At 69.3% G+C, this 13404-nt stretch carries 16 protein-coding genes; 10 read left to right on the top strand and 6 right to left on the bottom strand.

The genetic code is table 11. The features are described from left to right. Window positions 1–73: 73 nt before the first annotated feature. The 5 genes from ACZ54P_RS27835 to ACZ54P_RS27815 all read left to right on the top strand — a co-directional run bounded on the left by ACZ54P_RS27835 (window position 74) and on the right by ACZ54P_RS27815 (window position 4364). Window positions 74–727 carry an MFS transporter gene (locus tag ACZ54P_RS27835; protein ID WP_465464521.1) on the top strand — a complete coding sequence of 218 codons (654 nt, stop codon included), beginning with the start codon at window positions 74–76 and terminating at the stop codon, window positions 725–727. 88 nt (window positions 728–815) lie between these two features. After that, entirely contained in the window at window positions 816–1424 is a 609-nt protein-coding gene (locus ACZ54P_RS27830; protein ID WP_465464520.1) for a hypothetical protein, read from the top strand. Then, a complete protein-coding gene (locus tag ACZ54P_RS27825; RefSeq protein ID WP_465464519.1) occupies window positions 1421–2488 on the top strand; it encodes a peptidoglycan-binding protein in 1068 nt (355 codons plus the stop codon). Before ACZ54P_RS27830 ends, ACZ54P_RS27825 begins: the two co-directional genes overlap by 4 nt. Then, on the top strand, window positions 2485–3174 hold the full coding sequence (locus tag ACZ54P_RS27820; RefSeq protein ID WP_465464518.1) for an ABC transporter ATP-binding protein: 690 nt from the start codon (window positions 2485–2487) through the stop codon (window positions 3172–3174). The genes ACZ54P_RS27825 and ACZ54P_RS27820 overlap by 4 nt, the downstream gene beginning before the upstream one ends. Then, complete coding sequence (locus ACZ54P_RS27815) at window positions 3171–4364, top strand: ABC transporter permease (protein ID WP_465464517.1); 1194 nt, start codon at window positions 3171–3173, stop codon at window positions 4362–4364. Before ACZ54P_RS27820 ends, ACZ54P_RS27815 begins: the two co-directional genes overlap by 4 nt. Here the strand turns inward: ACZ54P_RS27815 and ACZ54P_RS27810 are convergent. Genes ACZ54P_RS27810 through ACZ54P_RS27795 form a run of 4 tightly spaced genes read right to left on the bottom strand, consistent with a single transcriptional unit; the run spans window position 4361 to window position 7366 of the window. Then, window positions 4361–4846, bottom strand: coding sequence for a hypothetical protein (locus ACZ54P_RS27810; RefSeq protein WP_465464516.1), 486 nt, complete (start codon window positions 4844–4846; stop codon window positions 4361–4363). The genes ACZ54P_RS27815 and ACZ54P_RS27810 overlap by 4 nt on opposite strands. Next, window positions 4843–6213 (bottom strand): ATP-binding protein, encoded by a 1371-nt coding sequence (locus ACZ54P_RS27805; protein ID WP_465464515.1) that lies wholly within the window; start codon window positions 6211–6213, stop codon window positions 4843–4845. The genes ACZ54P_RS27810 and ACZ54P_RS27805 overlap by 4 nt, the downstream gene beginning before the upstream one ends. Before the next feature lie 35 nt (window positions 6214–6248). After that, window positions 6249–6932, bottom strand: coding sequence for a response regulator (locus tag ACZ54P_RS27800; RefSeq protein WP_465464514.1), 684 nt, complete (start codon window positions 6930–6932; stop codon window positions 6249–6251). A gap of 23 nt (window positions 6933–6955) precedes the next feature. Beyond that, window positions 6956–7366, bottom strand: a complete 411-nt coding sequence (locus ACZ54P_RS27795; protein WP_465464513.1) for a MarR family transcriptional regulator — start codon at window positions 7364–7366, stop codon at window positions 6956–6958. An 87-nt stretch (window positions 7367–7453) separates the two neighbouring features. Here ACZ54P_RS27795 and ACZ54P_RS27790 point away from each other — a divergent pair, with 87 nt between their 5' ends. From ACZ54P_RS27790 to ACZ54P_RS27780, 3 genes are all read left to right on the top strand, one after another. Next, entirely contained in the window at window positions 7454–8530 is a 1077-nt protein-coding gene (locus tag ACZ54P_RS27790; RefSeq protein WP_465464512.1) for a substrate-binding domain-containing protein, read from the top strand. Window positions 8531–8633: 103 nt separating this feature from the next. Further along, window positions 8634–9635 carry an aliphatic amidase gene (locus ACZ54P_RS27785; protein ID WP_465464511.1) on the top strand — a complete coding sequence of 334 codons (1002 nt, stop codon included), beginning with the start codon at window positions 8634–8636 and terminating at the stop codon, window positions 9633–9635. Window positions 9636–9688: 53 nt separating this feature from the next. Beyond that, window positions 9689–10153 (top strand): SRPBCC family protein, encoded by a 465-nt coding sequence (locus ACZ54P_RS27780; protein ID WP_465464510.1) that lies wholly within the window; start codon window positions 9689–9691, stop codon window positions 10151–10153. Here the strand turns inward: ACZ54P_RS27780 and ACZ54P_RS27775 are convergent. Next, a complete protein-coding gene (locus ACZ54P_RS27775; protein ID WP_465464509.1) occupies window positions 10093–11544 on the bottom strand; it encodes an MFS transporter in 1452 nt (483 codons plus the stop codon). The two genes, ACZ54P_RS27780 and ACZ54P_RS27775, sit on opposite strands and share 61 nt — an antisense overlap. Window positions 11545–11635: 91 nt before the next feature. Here ACZ54P_RS27775 and ACZ54P_RS27770 point away from each other — a divergent pair, with 91 nt between their 5' ends. Continuing rightward, on the top strand, window positions 11636–12064 hold the full coding sequence (locus ACZ54P_RS27770) for a winged helix-turn-helix transcriptional regulator (protein WP_465464508.1): 429 nt from the start codon (window positions 11636–11638) through the stop codon (window positions 12062–12064). An 8-nt stretch (window positions 12065–12072) separates the two neighbouring features. Further along, the gene (locus tag ACZ54P_RS27765) at window positions 12073–13065 is read left to right on the top strand and encodes an ROK family transcriptional regulator (RefSeq protein WP_465464507.1); all 993 of its coding nucleotides are present in this window, start codon (window positions 12073–12075) and stop codon (window positions 13063–13065) included. Here the strand turns inward: ACZ54P_RS27765 and ACZ54P_RS27760 are convergent. Then, window positions 13043–13399, bottom strand: a complete 357-nt coding sequence (locus tag ACZ54P_RS27760) for a hypothetical protein (RefSeq protein WP_465464506.1) — start codon at window positions 13397–13399, stop codon at window positions 13043–13045. The genes ACZ54P_RS27765 and ACZ54P_RS27760 overlap by 23 nt on opposite strands. Between the last annotated feature and the right edge of the window lie 5 nt (window positions 13400–13404).

Genomic DNA, 13404 nt, shown 5'->3' with positions numbered 1-13404 from the left:
AGAACGCCGAAAGCTCGTCACGTCTTCCCGCGAAGTGGTCGATCCGTCTCACCGGGCGCTATAGGTTGTGCGCATGGACGCGTCGACGCAGCATGATCCGCGCTCGCCCGCCGGGCCTCCCTGGTGGCTGATCATCGGTCCCGGATTCGCCGCGCTCATCGGCCTGTTCCTGCTCACCGTGATCTACCGCTTCGACGGCCACTCGGCCCTGCAGGTCGAGTTGGGCATGTCCAGCCAGTCCCTGCTGTTGAGCGGTCTCGTCGCGTACTTGGTCGCGGCCGCGATCGCCTTCCCGGCGGGTTTGCTGCTCGGTGGGCGTTTCCCGACGTCGGTGTCCGTGGCCGCGCTCAGTTCGATGCTCCTCGGTGTGTTGCTGGTCGCCTTCGTCCCCAGCAGCGGCCTGCTTCTGGTCGGACGGGTGCTCAACGGACTCGGCGCGGGCGCGGCCATCGGCGTGACCGTCGCGCTGATCCGACTGCTCCGCACCGGTCGCGGCGCCGCAGCGGGCACGGCGGCGGGCCTCGGTGTCCTTGCCTTGCTGATCGCGCCGGTCCTCGGCGCGCTGCTGTCGGACGCTTTCAGTTTTCGCCTGGTGTACCTGGTGGCCGCACTGTTCGTGTTCGTCGCGCTCGTCGTCGCCGGCGTTATCGGCATCGTCGCGCTGACGAAGGCGAAACCTTCGGTCCGGCCGATGTCGTACCCGCCGCAGGGGCCACCGGGATTCTGACGTCTCGCTGCCGCTCGGCTCGGCGTTGTTACGTTCCCATCATGTCTTCATAGACGGACGACCATGTCCTGCTCGCATGCTCGTCCGCATGAGCAGCGAAACCCGTTCCCGCGTATTCCTTTCCCGGTGGCCTACCGCGTTGATCGCGCTCCCGTTGCTGCTTTCGGCGGCTTGTGGTGGTGAGCCGAAGGAAGCCGGCATCGCCTCGGCGGGCACCTCGTCCGTGTCCGCCACCACACCGGGCTCCCAGGGCAAAAGCGCCTTCTACGACGCGCAACTCGCCTACACGCAGTGCATGCGCAAGGAGGGCTTGAAGGACTGGCCGGATCCCAAGCTCTCCGGCTACCCCGACCTGACCAAGGTCGAACAGATCCAGGAAGAGGAGGAACGAAAGGACAGGCAGACGAAACTCAGTGCCGCGCTGGAGGCGTGCAAGGAGCCGATGCAGAAGGCGATGGCGCTGGAGCCGGAGAAGGACCAGCAGAAGGTGTACGAGTCGCTGCTGGCCCACGCCCAGTGCATGCGGGCCAACGGCGTCGGCAAGTTCACCAACCCGACCATGCAGAACGGGATGGCGCAGCCGGGTGGCGACCCGACTCCAGGTTCACCGCAGATCGATCCGGGGTCACCGGCGTACAAGCAGGCGGAGACCACGTGCCGGGACAAGCTCATCGAACAAGCGCAAGGCATGCAGTGAACCGGCGGACGGGCCTGGTGCTGGGCGCGGTCGGCGTGGTGGCGGTGGTCGGCGTGGGAGTCTTCCTCGTGGTCGGCCGCGGCGACTCCGGTGGCACCGCCGACACCGCGGCCATGCCGCCTGCGATCGCGGAGATCACCCGCGCTGATCTGATTCGGAGCAAGACGGTCGACGGCCACTTCGACTACGCGAACCGCCGCGCCGTGAAGTCACCGGTCGAAGGAACGGTGACGCAGGCCGCCGAGCCGGGGAAGACCGTCGAGCGTGGTCAGGTGCTCTACAAACGGGACGCCCGGCCGGTCGTCCTGCTCTACGGGGCGACGCCGATGTTCCGGGAGATGACGGTCGGCACGCTGGGACCGGACGTCCAGCAGCTGAAACGCAATCTCCGCGACCTCGGGCGGGGTAGAGGGCTGCCTGCCGACAACAAGTACGACGAAGCCACCCAGGCCGCGGTGAAATCCTGGCAGAAGGCGCTCGGCGTGCTGGAGCCGACCGGCGACCTCGGCAAGGGCGACCTGGTGTTCCAACCCGGGGCCGTGCGGGTGGTGGCCGCCGACGCGGCCTTGGCCGACCAGATCGGCGCGGACAAACCCGTGCTGACGATCGCCTCCCCCAAGCCGGTCGTGCGAGCCCAGCTCGACCGGGACGATCAGGCGCTGGCCAAGCCGGGCACCAGGGTCGAGGTCTCACTGCCCGACGGCGCCACGGCGGGCGGTCAGGTGACCGGGGCGGTCAAGGCGGAGGCCGGGAACGGCGCCCAGGCCACACCCGGCACGACCGGCGTCGAAGTGGAGATCGCCTTGGACGACGGGACCGCCGGATCGGGAGACGGCACCGGCACGTCCAGCGTCAAGTTCATCCAAGAGAGCAGGAAGGGGGTGCTGACCGTCCCGGTCGAAGCCATCGTCGCGCTGCGCGAAGGTGGCTACGGCCTGCAGATAGTCCGAGACACCACGACCACGACCGTGCGGGTCGAGACCGGGATGAGCGCCGACGGGCGGATCGAGATCACCGGTGACGGGCTGGCCGAGGGCATGAAGGTGGGTGCTGCCAAACCATGACGGCGGTGATCGAACTGGCCGCGGCCACCAAGTCCTATCCCGGTGGCGTGTCCGCGCTGCGCGGGGTCGACGTCCGGATCGACCAGGGTGAACTGGTGGCCATCGTCGGGCCGTCGGGGTCGGGAAAGTCCACGCTGCTCAACCTCATCGGCACGCTCGACCGCGCCACCTCGGGCACGGTGCGGGTGGCGGGCCATGACGTGGGCGGGCTGTCGGACGCGCGGCTGTCGGCGTTGCGTGCCCGGCACATCGGGTTCGTGTTCCAGCAGTTCCACTTGGCACCTGGCCGGGATGCCGTGGCCAACGTCGCCGACGGCCTGCTGTACGCGGGCGTGCCGGCGAAACAGCGCCGCGACCGGGCCCGGGAAGCGCTGGGGAGGGTCGGGCTCGGCCACCGGCTGGACCACACCCCCGAGGAGTTGTCCGGTGGGGAGAAGCAGCGCGTCGCCATCGCGCGGGCACTGGCCGGCGAGCCCGGTCTGCTCCTGGCCGACGAGCCGACGGGGGCACTGGACACCGCGTCCGGTGAGGTGGTGATGAACCTGATCCACGCCTTGAACGCGAGTGGGACGACGATCTGCGTCATTACCCACGACACCGAGATCGCCGGGCGTCTCCCCCGTCGCGTCGGGCTTCGGGACGGCGAGATCGTGTACGACACCCGGGCGGCGGTGACGACGTCGTGACCGCGACGCTGAAGCCCGCCCGGCTCTCACCTTTCGACATCCTCCGCCTGGGTGTGACCGGACTGCGGACCCGCCGGACCCGGGTGGCGCTGTCCGCGCTCGGGATCGCCATCGGGATCGCGACGATGGTCGCGGTGGTCGGGCTGTCCACGTCCAGCCGGGCCGACCTGTTGGCGCAGCTGGACCGGCTCGGCACGAACCTGCTGACCGTCGAGGCCGGTAAGGACGCCGACGGCAAACCGGTGAAGCTCCCCAAGGCCGCGGTCGCGATGGTCGAACGGATCGGCCCGGTCGAGAAGGTCACCGCGACCGCCGAAGTCGACGCACGGGTGCGGCGGAGCGACGCGGTGCCCGAGGAACTCGCTCCGGGTGTCACCACGCAGGCCACCCGCACCGACCTGCTCGAGGCGCTGGGTGCGCGGGTCGAGCAGGGACGCTGGCTGGATCCGGCGAGCGAACGCGTGCCCACGGTCGTGCTCGGGGCGATCGCGGCCGGACGGCTGGGGGTGACCGGGCCAGGCGCCAAGATCCTGATGAACGACGAGTGGTTCGTGGTCATCGGGATACTGGCACCGGTCGAGCTCGTGCCGACCCTCGACCGTGTCGCGTTGGTCGGTTTCCCCGTCGCTGAGCGGTTCTTCGGCTTCGACGGGCATCCGACCACGATCTTCGAGCGGTCTTCCGACGCGTCGGTGGAAGCCGTCCGGGGCGTACTGGCCCGCACGGTCAATCCGGGTGACGAGCACTCCGTGAAGGTGTCCCGGCCGTCCGACGCGCTGGTGGCCAAGGCCGCCACGGACAAGGGGCTGACCACCCTCATGCTGGGCCTGGGTGCGGTCGCCCTGCTGGTCGGCGGGGTCGGGGTCGCCAACACGATGGTCGTCTCGGTGCTGGAACGACGCCGGGAGATCGGGCTCCGGCGGGCCCTCGGCGCCACCAAGAACACCATCCTGCTGCAGTTCCTCACCGAATCGCTGCTGCTTTCGGCGCTCGGCGGGGTGGCAGGGGCGATACTCGGCGCCATCGCGACCCTCGGATTCGCCCAGGCACAGGGCTGGAGCGCGGTCATCCCATCCTGGGCACTGAGTGCGGGGCTGGGCGCGACTCTGGTGATCGGCGTCGTCGCGGGGCTGTATCCCGCTGTCCGGGCTTCGCGGCTTCATCCCACCGTCGCGCTCAATGCCACTTAGCCGGTCAAGAACTGGGAGCATTGGTATGGCCCGACAGAACCGCCTTGGGCCACGATCGTCACTCGCACGGCGTCGGGCCGGGTTCCGTGCAGCAGGGACTCGGCACGGGACAGGGTGCAGACCAGCTGGCCGGCGGCCATCCCGGCGACGCCGCCGACCAGGGTCCGCGGGATGTGCAACGTCACCTGGCCGCCGGTGGCGGTGGCGGACAACTCGCCGGTGATGGCGGTGAGATTACCGAGGCCGGCGGCGAGTTCCGCCTCGTTGGGCCCGGCCATGACGAGTTTGACGACGGCGGCGAGTTCCGTGATTTCGGTGCCGGGGCGGGAAACACCGCGCAGTCCCCGGTCGGAGGCGAAGTAGATCCGCACTCCTTCAGGGATTCCCGCGGCGGGCGCGCCACCGTCGAGCACCTCGGTCGGTCGCACGCCACAGCCGCCGAGCAGGGCGACCGCGGTCAGCACGACGATCGTGCGTCTCATCTGCCGGGCTCCTTTTCGTCGCGAGGCAAGCGAAGACCGAAGACGGCGCCACCGCCGTCGCGGCCGTCGACGGTGATGACGCCGCCGTGCAGCCGCGCGTTCTCCTGGGCGATGGCCATCCCGAGACCGCTGCCTTCGGACCGGGTGCGGGCGGTGTCCGCCTTGTAGAACCGTTCGAACACCCGCTCCGTGGCCTCGGGGGTGAGGCCGGGTCCGCGGTCGGCCACCTCGACGAGCACGTCGGCCGCCGTCGATCGCAGCACCACCGTCACCGGCGGCGCGCCGTGCCGCAGGGCGTTCCCGACGAGGTTGGCGACGATGAGGTCCAGTCGCCGCCGGTCGAGCCGGGCCCGCACTCCGGTGGGGAACCGGGTCTCGACCCGGTCCGTCCAGCCTCGGGTGGACAGCGTCGCGCGGAGCACCTCGGCGACGTCGACGTCCTGCCGGGTGAGCGTCGCGGCCTGGGCGTCGAAGCGGGAGATCTCGATGAGGTCGTCGACGAGCCTGGCGAGTTCGGCGGTCTCGGCGCTCACCGTGCGCGCGGCGTGGGCCGTGTCCGGCGGCAGCTCGTCGGCGTCCTCGTCGAGCACGGACGACACCATCGTCATCGCGGCGAGCGGCGTCCGCAGTTCGTGTGAGACGTCGGCGACGAACCGCCGCGCGCGGGCTTCCTGCTCCCGCAGTTCGGCGACCGAAGCCTGGAGCGCGTCGGCCGTTTCGTTGAAGTCTTTGGCGAGATCGGCGAGTTCGTCGCGGCCTTTGACCGGGACACGGGTCTCCAGGCGGCCACCGGCCAGCCGCCGCGTGGCCCGCGCGAGCCGGCGTACGGGCCGCAGTACCGTTCCGGCGGCGAGCAGGGCGAGCACGGCGGTGAAGGCCACGACCGGGACGACGCCGTCGCGAACGGACGTCAGCAGGGCGGCGATGTCGTCCTGCTCGTCCTGGAGCGAACTCACCTGGAACACCTCCACTCCGGACGGCCGCCCGGAACCGGCGAAAGTGACCGGTGTGCCCACCACCAACCACGGCGCGCCGTTCCATTCGACGCGCTGAAAGCTCGACCGGCTCTCCGCCCGGACCCGGTCCCGCAGCCCGGTCGTGATCGCGCTCCGGCCGTCCGCTCCCCCGGCGGTCGCCACGAGATCCTGGTACCGGGCGACGATCCTCACGTCGCGGGCACCGGAGGCGATGGCCTCGGCGAGCCGGTTCAGCGCGAGCTGATCGGGCGGCACGTCGAATTCCCCGACGGCCACGCTCACCCGGTCGTGGAAATTCCGCACGGCCGAGGTACTCGCGCGTTCGAGAATCGCCTCCCGGGCTTGGTCGTAGGCCAGCACCGTGGCCGTGGCCGCACTGAGCAGGGACACCAGCACAAAAGTCACGACGAGACGGCTGCGGAGCTTCACAGCGGTCCGAAGCGATAGCCGAAACCGCGCACGGTCTGCACATAGCGCGGCCGGGAAGCGACGTCTTCGATCTTGGCGCGCAACCGCCCCACCGCGGCGTCGACCAACCGCACGTCGGCGAAATAGTCGTGTTCCCAGACCAGTTCCAGCAGCCGCTCCCGCGTGAAGACGCGCCCTGGCGAAGCGGAAAGCTCCAGCAGCAAACGAAGTTCGGTCGGCGGGATGGCGAGCGGGGCACCGTTCTTGGTGACGGTCAGGCCCGCCCGGTCGAGGACGAGTGCGCCGAAGGTGTCGGGCGCCCGCGTCACCGGGGTGACCCGGCGGACGGCCGCCCGGATCCTCGCCTCGAGCACCCGCGCGGTCACCGGCTTCACCACGTAGTCGTCGGCACCGGCTTCCAGACCGCCGACGATGTCGAAATCGTCGCCGCGCGAGGTGACCATGATGATCGGCATCGTGCTGAGCGCGCGGATCCGGCGGCACACCTCGAAACCGTCCATCCCCGGCAGCATCAGGTCCAGCACGACCACCTCGATGCCGCCCGCGCCGGGACGTCGCAGCAGGTCGAGTCCGTCTTCGCCGCTACCGGCGGCATCGACGGCGTGGCCGTGGCGCCGCAGGACGAGTTCCATCGCGTCGCGAATGGACACATCGTCTTCGATCAGCAGGACATGCGGCATGATCGTGATTATGGCGACCTGCTTCAGGCGCCGAGACTCCGGAGCGCCACGAGCACATCGTCGGGCACGCCGAGACCGGTTTCGACCTCGCTCACCTTCACCGCCAAGCGCCGATGTGTCGCCCGGCCGCGCGCGCTGAGGTGGACGAGCACGCGGCGCCGGTCGGCGGCGTCGACCTCGCGGTAGGCCTGCGCGGTCGTCACCAGTTTGTCGACCACCCTGGTCAAGGTCGGTCCGGTGGTCAGCGTCCGGCCGGCGAGATCGGCCATGGCGAGGCCGCCCTTCCCGCTCAGCGCATCCAGCACCAGCCACTGGTCCAGGGTGAGACCTTCCTTGGCGAGCACCTGCTCCACCCTCGCGGCGATGGCGCGCGCGGCACGGGTGAGCGAGCCGGTGAGCGACAGTCCTGTGGTCGCGGCGCCGCGTGGCCCCATATCCCGTCCCCTTGCCAAAACCGGACACCCTCGCAATACTTCCAGGTGAAAGCAATTTGACCTTACCGGGCCACCGCACGGAGCGCCATGCCCCCACGCCTCGCCACGCGGACCCGCGACGACACCTGGCGCGTGGCCATGGTGGTCCCGTTGCGGGGGCCTGCCGGGCTGTTCGGCCCATCCTGCGAGGCGATCACCGAGCTGGCCGTCCACGAACTCAACGAATCCGGTGGGATCCTCGGCAAGCAGGTCGAGGCCGAGGTGGTCGACGGCGGCGGCAGTCCGAGGCAGGTGGCCGACGACCTGCGACGGCTCGTCGACAGCGGCGAGGTCGACGCGGTCAGCGGCTGGCACATCTCGTCGATCCGGCACGCGCTCGCGCCGGTCGTGGCCGACAGGGTGCCGTACGTGTACACCTCGCTGTACGAAGGCGGCGAGCGCCGGTCGGGCATCTTCTGCACCGGCGAGACGCCGCGCTGCCAGATCGAACCGGCACTGCGCTGGCTGCGCGATCACCTCGGCGTCCGGCGCTGGTTCGTCGTCGGCGACGACTACGTCTGGCCACGGCGGTCGACGCGGGCGATCCGGCAGTACGCCAAGGAGCTCGACCTTCGTATCACGGGCGAGGCGTTCGTCGGGCTCGGCACGGATGATATGTCCACAGTGGTCCGTTCGGTGGAACAGTCCACAAGCGACGGTGTGCTGATGTTGCTGGTCGGGCAGGACGCGGTGCGGTTCAACCGGGCCTTCGCCGCGCGCGGGCTCAGCGACCGGCTGGTCCGCTTCAGCCCACTGATGGAGGAGAACATGCTCCTGGCGAGCGGCGCGAACGCCACCGGCAACCTCTACGTCTCCGCGGCCTACTTCCGCTCCATGGTCACCGCCGACGCGATGGACCTGCTCGGCCGCTACGTCGGCCGCAACGGCCCCGGCGCCCCCGCCCTCAACAACGCCGCCGAATCCTGTTACGAGGGACTGCACACGCTGGCGGAACTCGTCCACCGGGCGGGTACCTCCGACCTGCCCGCGCTCGACGCGGCGATCGACGGCGTCGCCTATCACGGCCCGCGCGGCACGATCGAGTTTCGTGGCCGGCAGGCCGACCAGCACGTCCATCTCGCGATCGCCGACGGCTACGACTTCGAAGTCCTCACCCGGCTCTGAAAACCCGCCCCCTTGACTCGCCCCGGCACACCACATACTTTCATATGGAATTATTCCAGGTGACTACGTCAGCCCCGCCTTCGTTCGAAGAGAAGGAATCTTCATGCGACACGGTGACATTTCCGCCAGCCCCGACACGGTCGGCGTCGCGGTGGTCAACTACAAGATGCCGCGCCTGCACACCAAGGCCGAGGTCCTCGCCAACGCCCGGAAGATCGCCGAAATGGTGGTGGGCATGAAGACCGGGCTTCCCGGGATGGACCTCGTGGTGTTCCCCGAGTACTCGACGCAGGGCATCATGTACGACCCGAAGGAGATGTACGAGACCGCCGCGACGATCCCCGGCGAGGAGACCGAAATCTTCGCCGCCGCGTGCCGGGAGGCGCGGACCTGGGGCGTCTTCTCCATCACCGGCGAGCGGCACGAGGAACACCCGCACAAGCCGCCGTACAACACTCTCGTGCTCATCAACGACCGAGGCGAGATCGTCCAGAAGTACCGCAAGATCCTGCCGTGGTGCCCGATCGAAGGCTGGTACCCCGGCGACGAGACCTACGTCAGCGACGGCCCCAAGGGGTTGAAGATCTCGCTGATCATCTGCGACGACGGGAACTATCCGGAGATCTGGCGGGACTGCGCGATGAAGGGCGCCGAACTGATCGTGCGCTGCCAGGGGTACATGTACCCGGCCAAGGAGCAGCAGGTGCTCATGGCCAAGGCGATGGCGTGGGCCAACAACTGTTACGTGGCCGTGGCGAACGCCGCCGGTTTCGACGGCGTGTACTCGTACTTCGGCCATTCCGCGATCATCGGCTTCGACGGCCGCACCCTCGGCGAGACCGGCGAGGAGGAATACGGCATCCAGTACGCGCAATTGTCCGTCTCGGCGATCCGGGACGCGCGCACTTACGACCAGTCGCAAAACCACATCTTCAAACTGCTGCATCGCGGCTACACCGGCGTCCAGGACGCGGATGAGGGCGACAAGGGCGTGGCGGACTGCCCGTTCGACTTCTACCGGCTCTGGGTCACCGACGCCAAGAAGGCGCAGGAGAAGGTCGAGTCGATCACCCGCGACACGATCACTCCTCGTCACCCAGGATGAGGACGGTGAGGCGGATGTCTCGCGGGGTGTGCCTCCGCCCGTAGACTCGGGCCATGGACAGGACCGACCGTGGCGGCCGGTTGATCGGGGCTCCGCCCGCGACCGTCTACAACGCACTCCTCGACCGCGATGCCCTCGAGGCTTGGCTGCCGCCCGCGGGGATGCGTGGCCGGATCGAACGCTGGGATCCGTGGCCCGGTGGTGGATTCCGGATGATCCTCACCTATCTCGACGCCGCCACCGCCCCCGGCAAGTCGTCGGACGCGACGGACGTCGTGGAGGTGGGGTTCGCCGACCTGGTGCCCGCGGAACGCGTGGTACAGCTGGCCGTCTTCGAGTCCGAAGACCCGGCGTTCGCGGGCACCATGACGATGACCTGGGAGCTGGCCGCCGCGGGTGACGGCACCGAAGTGACCGTCACCGCGACGGACGTCCCGTCCGGCATCGGCCAGGTGGATCACGAGGCCGGGATCGCCTCGTCATTGGCCAACCTGGCGGCCTTCGTCGAAACGCGCTGACGCCCGGTCGCGGTGATGATCGCGGCGAGGACGGCCATCACCAGTGGCACCACCAACGCCGCGCGGAACCCGCCGAGCGCGGCTTCTCGCGACCCGTCGCCGAGGGCGGCGACGTTGACGGCGGTCACCGCGGACAGCCCGAGCGCCGCACCGAACTGGAAGGCCGTGTACAGCAGGCCGCCCGCCAAGCCTTGCTCGTCTTCGGCGATCCCCTCGGTGGCGACGATGGTGAGCGGTCCGTAGGCGAGCGCGAACCCGAGACCCAGGATGATCATCGACGGGAACATCGCCGCGTATGTCCAGTCCAGGCCCACCGGCAGGAAGAGCGCGTACGCCCCGGCGGCGAGCACGAGGCCGCCGAAGATCACCCTCGTGTTGCCGAACTTCGCCACCAGCCGCGGCGTCAAGGTCGGCGCGAGGACGGCGTCGATACCGGCGGCCAGCAGAGCCAAGCTCGTTTCGAGCGTCGACCAGCCTCGGAGTTCCTGCAGGTACAGCGTGACGAGGAACTGGAACCCGAAGAACGAACCCGCGAAGAGCAGCGCACTGGCGTTGGCCCGTACCAGCGGCCCCGATTTCAGGATGCCCAGCCGCACCAGTGGCGCGGGTGAGCGGCGTTCGATGGCCACGAAGGCCACCAGCGCGGCCACTCCCCCGGCGAAGGACGCGACGGTCCAGCCCCAGCCTCGGCCGGGATGTTCCAGCCGGACCACCGCGTAGGCGATCAGCAGCATCGCCGCGGTCACGGTGATCGCTCCGCCGAAGTCCAGGCGCCGCGGAACGCGTTCCCGCGCAACGGGTTCCTTGATCAGCCAGAACGCGGCGAGCAGGATGACCGCGGACAGGAGAACCGGCGTGAAGAACACCCAGCGCCAGTCGATCCTGGTCAGCAGCCCGCCGATGACCAGGCCGAGCGAGAACCCGCCTGCCCCCGTGCCGGCGTAGAACAACAGGGCTTTGTTGCGTTCGGGCCCCTCGTCGAAGCTCGTGGTGATGATCGACAGGCCGGCCGGGGTCATGAAGGCCGCGGCGACGCCGGTGACGAAGCGGGCGAGCAGCAGCGTCCAGCCCTCGGTGGCGAACCCGCCGAGTCCGGAGAAGACGAGGAACACCACCAGCCAGGTGAGGAACATGCGGCGGCGGCCGTACAGGTCGGCAGCGCGCCCGCCCAGCAGCATGAATCCGCCGTACCCGAGCACGTAGGCGCTCACCACGCCGCTCAGCGTGGCTGTCGACAGGCCGAGTTCGGCCCGGATGGACGGCAACGCCACGTTCAGCATGGCGACGTCGATGCCCTCCAGGAAGATGGCGCCGCACAGCACCAGAAGCACGCCCCAGGCTCGGCCGCTCATCTTTTCGGGGACGCGCGGCGGCGTCGTTGTCGTGGTCAAGATCGGTTCTCCCTCAGTGCACGAGGTCCGACGGTTACTCATCAGCCGGTCGGTTCCCTCTTGTAACCAAGGGGATCTTCCGTCACTATCGATGACCATGGAAGAAGGCACTTTGAACTCACCCAGTCGTTGTGAACTCACCGAGGCGGACTACGAAGCCTTCCAGTGGGACACGCGCGAGGACTGCGAGGTGCGGCAGATCCTGGACCGGGTGGCGGACAAATGGTCACTCCTGGTCATCGCCCTGCTCGACCGGAACACCCTCCGGTTCACCGAGCTGAAGTACAAGATCGACGGCATCAGCCAGCGCATGCTCACCACCACGCTGCGTCACCTCGAACGCGACGGTCTGGTGCACCGGACCGTCTATCCGGTCGTGCCGCCCCGCGTGGACTACGCGCTGACACCGCTGGGCATGACGCTGCTCCAGACCATCCAGTCACTGGTCACCTGGACCGAGGACCACCAGAGCGAGATCGCCGCCGCGCGCGCCCGGTACGACGAGCGTGTCAATGCCTAGGGAGCCGCATGGCCAGACTGTCGGGCGGGGATCCTTCACTGCTGCGGCGGCTCAACGCCATAGCGGTACTGCGGGCGCTGTACGCGGCCGAAGAACTCACTCTCGCCGAACTGGTCAAGGCGAGCGAGGTCTCCCGGCCGACGGTCGAGGAGATCGCCGCCGACCTCGGTGAGCAGGGGCTGGTCGAGGAGGTCCCCCTCTCCCCCGACGCGCCGAGACCGGTCGGCAGACCGGCCAAGCGGTATCGCTTCCGTCCCGAGGCCGGGCACGTCGCCGGCCTCGAAATCGGCCCACACCAGGCGTTGTGCCTGGTCGCCGACCTTCGTGGCGACGTCGTCGGCCGGGCGAGGACCGGCCTCATCCCGGAGATGGCCGCGGCTGACCGCCTCGGCATCGCTCATCGGGTACTCGGTTCAGCCGTCGAGGGGCGGTCGAACCTGCGCGTGCTCGGCGTCGGCACCACCGGGGTGGTGTCCGGCGGCAACGTCGTCCGCGGCGAACTCCTGCCCGGCTGGACCGGCCTCGACCTGCCCGCGGAGTTCGGCGGTGCCTGCCCGGTGCTGGCGGCCAACGACACCCAGCTCGCGACCCTGGCCGAGCACTGGCGCGGGGTCGCGCACGGTGTCGACGACGTCGTCTACGTGCGGACAGGCCGGACTGTGTCACTGGGCCTGCTGCTCGGCGGGAAGCTGCACGCTGGGCACCACGGCGCGGCAGGCGAGATCGGCACCGTGCGGCAAAACGGCCGGTACGTGTCCTCGGACAGGTTCGTCGAGCTCGTCGCCGCCACCGTGCTCATCGTCGACCCGCAACTGGTGGTGATCGGTGGGGCGGACGACCTGCTGACGGCGCCGCTGCGGACCGAACTGGCCAGGCTGTGCCTGTTCCCGGTGCGCGTCGAGACGTCGACGCTCGGCGACGACTCGGTGGCGCTCGGCGCGGTGCGGCTGGCGCTCAGCCGCGTGGAGCGCGAGTTGTTCAGCGTCGCGGACGCCGCCTGAGCAGGCTGATCACCACGATGAGCACGGCGACCGCGCCACTGGTGAACAGCTGCGTACGCGCGTCGGCGTCGGTCCACATGAGGATCAGGACGCCGGCCATCGCGAGCAGCGCGACCCAGCTGAGCCACGGGAAACCCCACATCCGCACCGGCAGGTCCGCGGCCGTGCCGTCGCGTTCCGCCGCTTTCCGCAGCCGCAGCTGGGAGACGGCGACGAAGATCCACACCAGCAGGATGTTCGCGCCGATGGCGTTGAGCAGGAACGGAAGGACGCGGTCCGGGGCGAGGAAGTTCAGCAGGACGGCCACGAAACCGAAGGTGACCGACGCCAGCACCCGCC

The sequence above is a fragment of the Amycolatopsis sp. NPDC034160 genome, from assembly GCF_055575355.1.
This window is presented reverse-complemented; position numbering and strand designations above follow the sequence as displayed.

What these genes read in the sequence shown, in the direction of transcription:
- ACZ54P_RS27795 (WP_465464513.1), bottom strand. Translation starts at nt 7,366, where the DNA reads ATGGGGCCACGCGGCGCCGCGACCACAGGACTGTCGCTCACCGGCTCG.
- ACZ54P_RS27830 (WP_465464520.1), top strand. Translation starts at nt 816, where the DNA reads ATGAGCAGCGAAACCCGTTCCCGCGTATTCCTTTCCCGGTGGCCTACC.
- ACZ54P_RS27780 (WP_465464510.1), top strand. Translation starts at nt 9,689, where the DNA reads ATGGACAGGACCGACCGTGGCGGCCGGTTGATCGGGGCTCCGCCCGCG.
- ACZ54P_RS27765 (WP_465464507.1), top strand. Translation starts at nt 12,073, where the DNA reads ATGGCCAGACTGTCGGGCGGGGATCCTTCACTGCTGCGGCGGCTCAAC.
- ACZ54P_RS27835 (WP_465464521.1), top strand. Translation starts at nt 74, where the DNA reads ATGGACGCGTCGACGCAGCATGATCCGCGCTCGCCCGCCGGGCCTCCC.
- ACZ54P_RS27800 (WP_465464514.1), bottom strand. Translation starts at nt 6,932, where the DNA reads ATGCCGCATGTCCTGCTGATCGAAGACGATGTGTCCATTCGCGACGCG.
- ACZ54P_RS27820 (WP_465464518.1), top strand. Translation starts at nt 2,485, where the DNA reads ATGACGGCGGTGATCGAACTGGCCGCGGCCACCAAGTCCTATCCCGGT.
- ACZ54P_RS27810 (WP_465464516.1), bottom strand. Translation starts at nt 4,846, where the DNA reads ATGAGACGCACGATCGTCGTGCTGACCGCGGTCGCCCTGCTCGGCGGC.
- ACZ54P_RS27790 (WP_465464512.1), top strand. Translation starts at nt 7,454, where the DNA reads ATGCCCCCACGCCTCGCCACGCGGACCCGCGACGACACCTGGCGCGTG.
- ACZ54P_RS27770 (WP_465464508.1), top strand. Translation starts at nt 11,636, where the DNA reads ATGACCATGGAAGAAGGCACTTTGAACTCACCCAGTCGTTGTGAACTC.
- ACZ54P_RS27785 (WP_465464511.1), top strand. Translation starts at nt 8,634, where the DNA reads ATGCGACACGGTGACATTTCCGCCAGCCCCGACACGGTCGGCGTCGCG.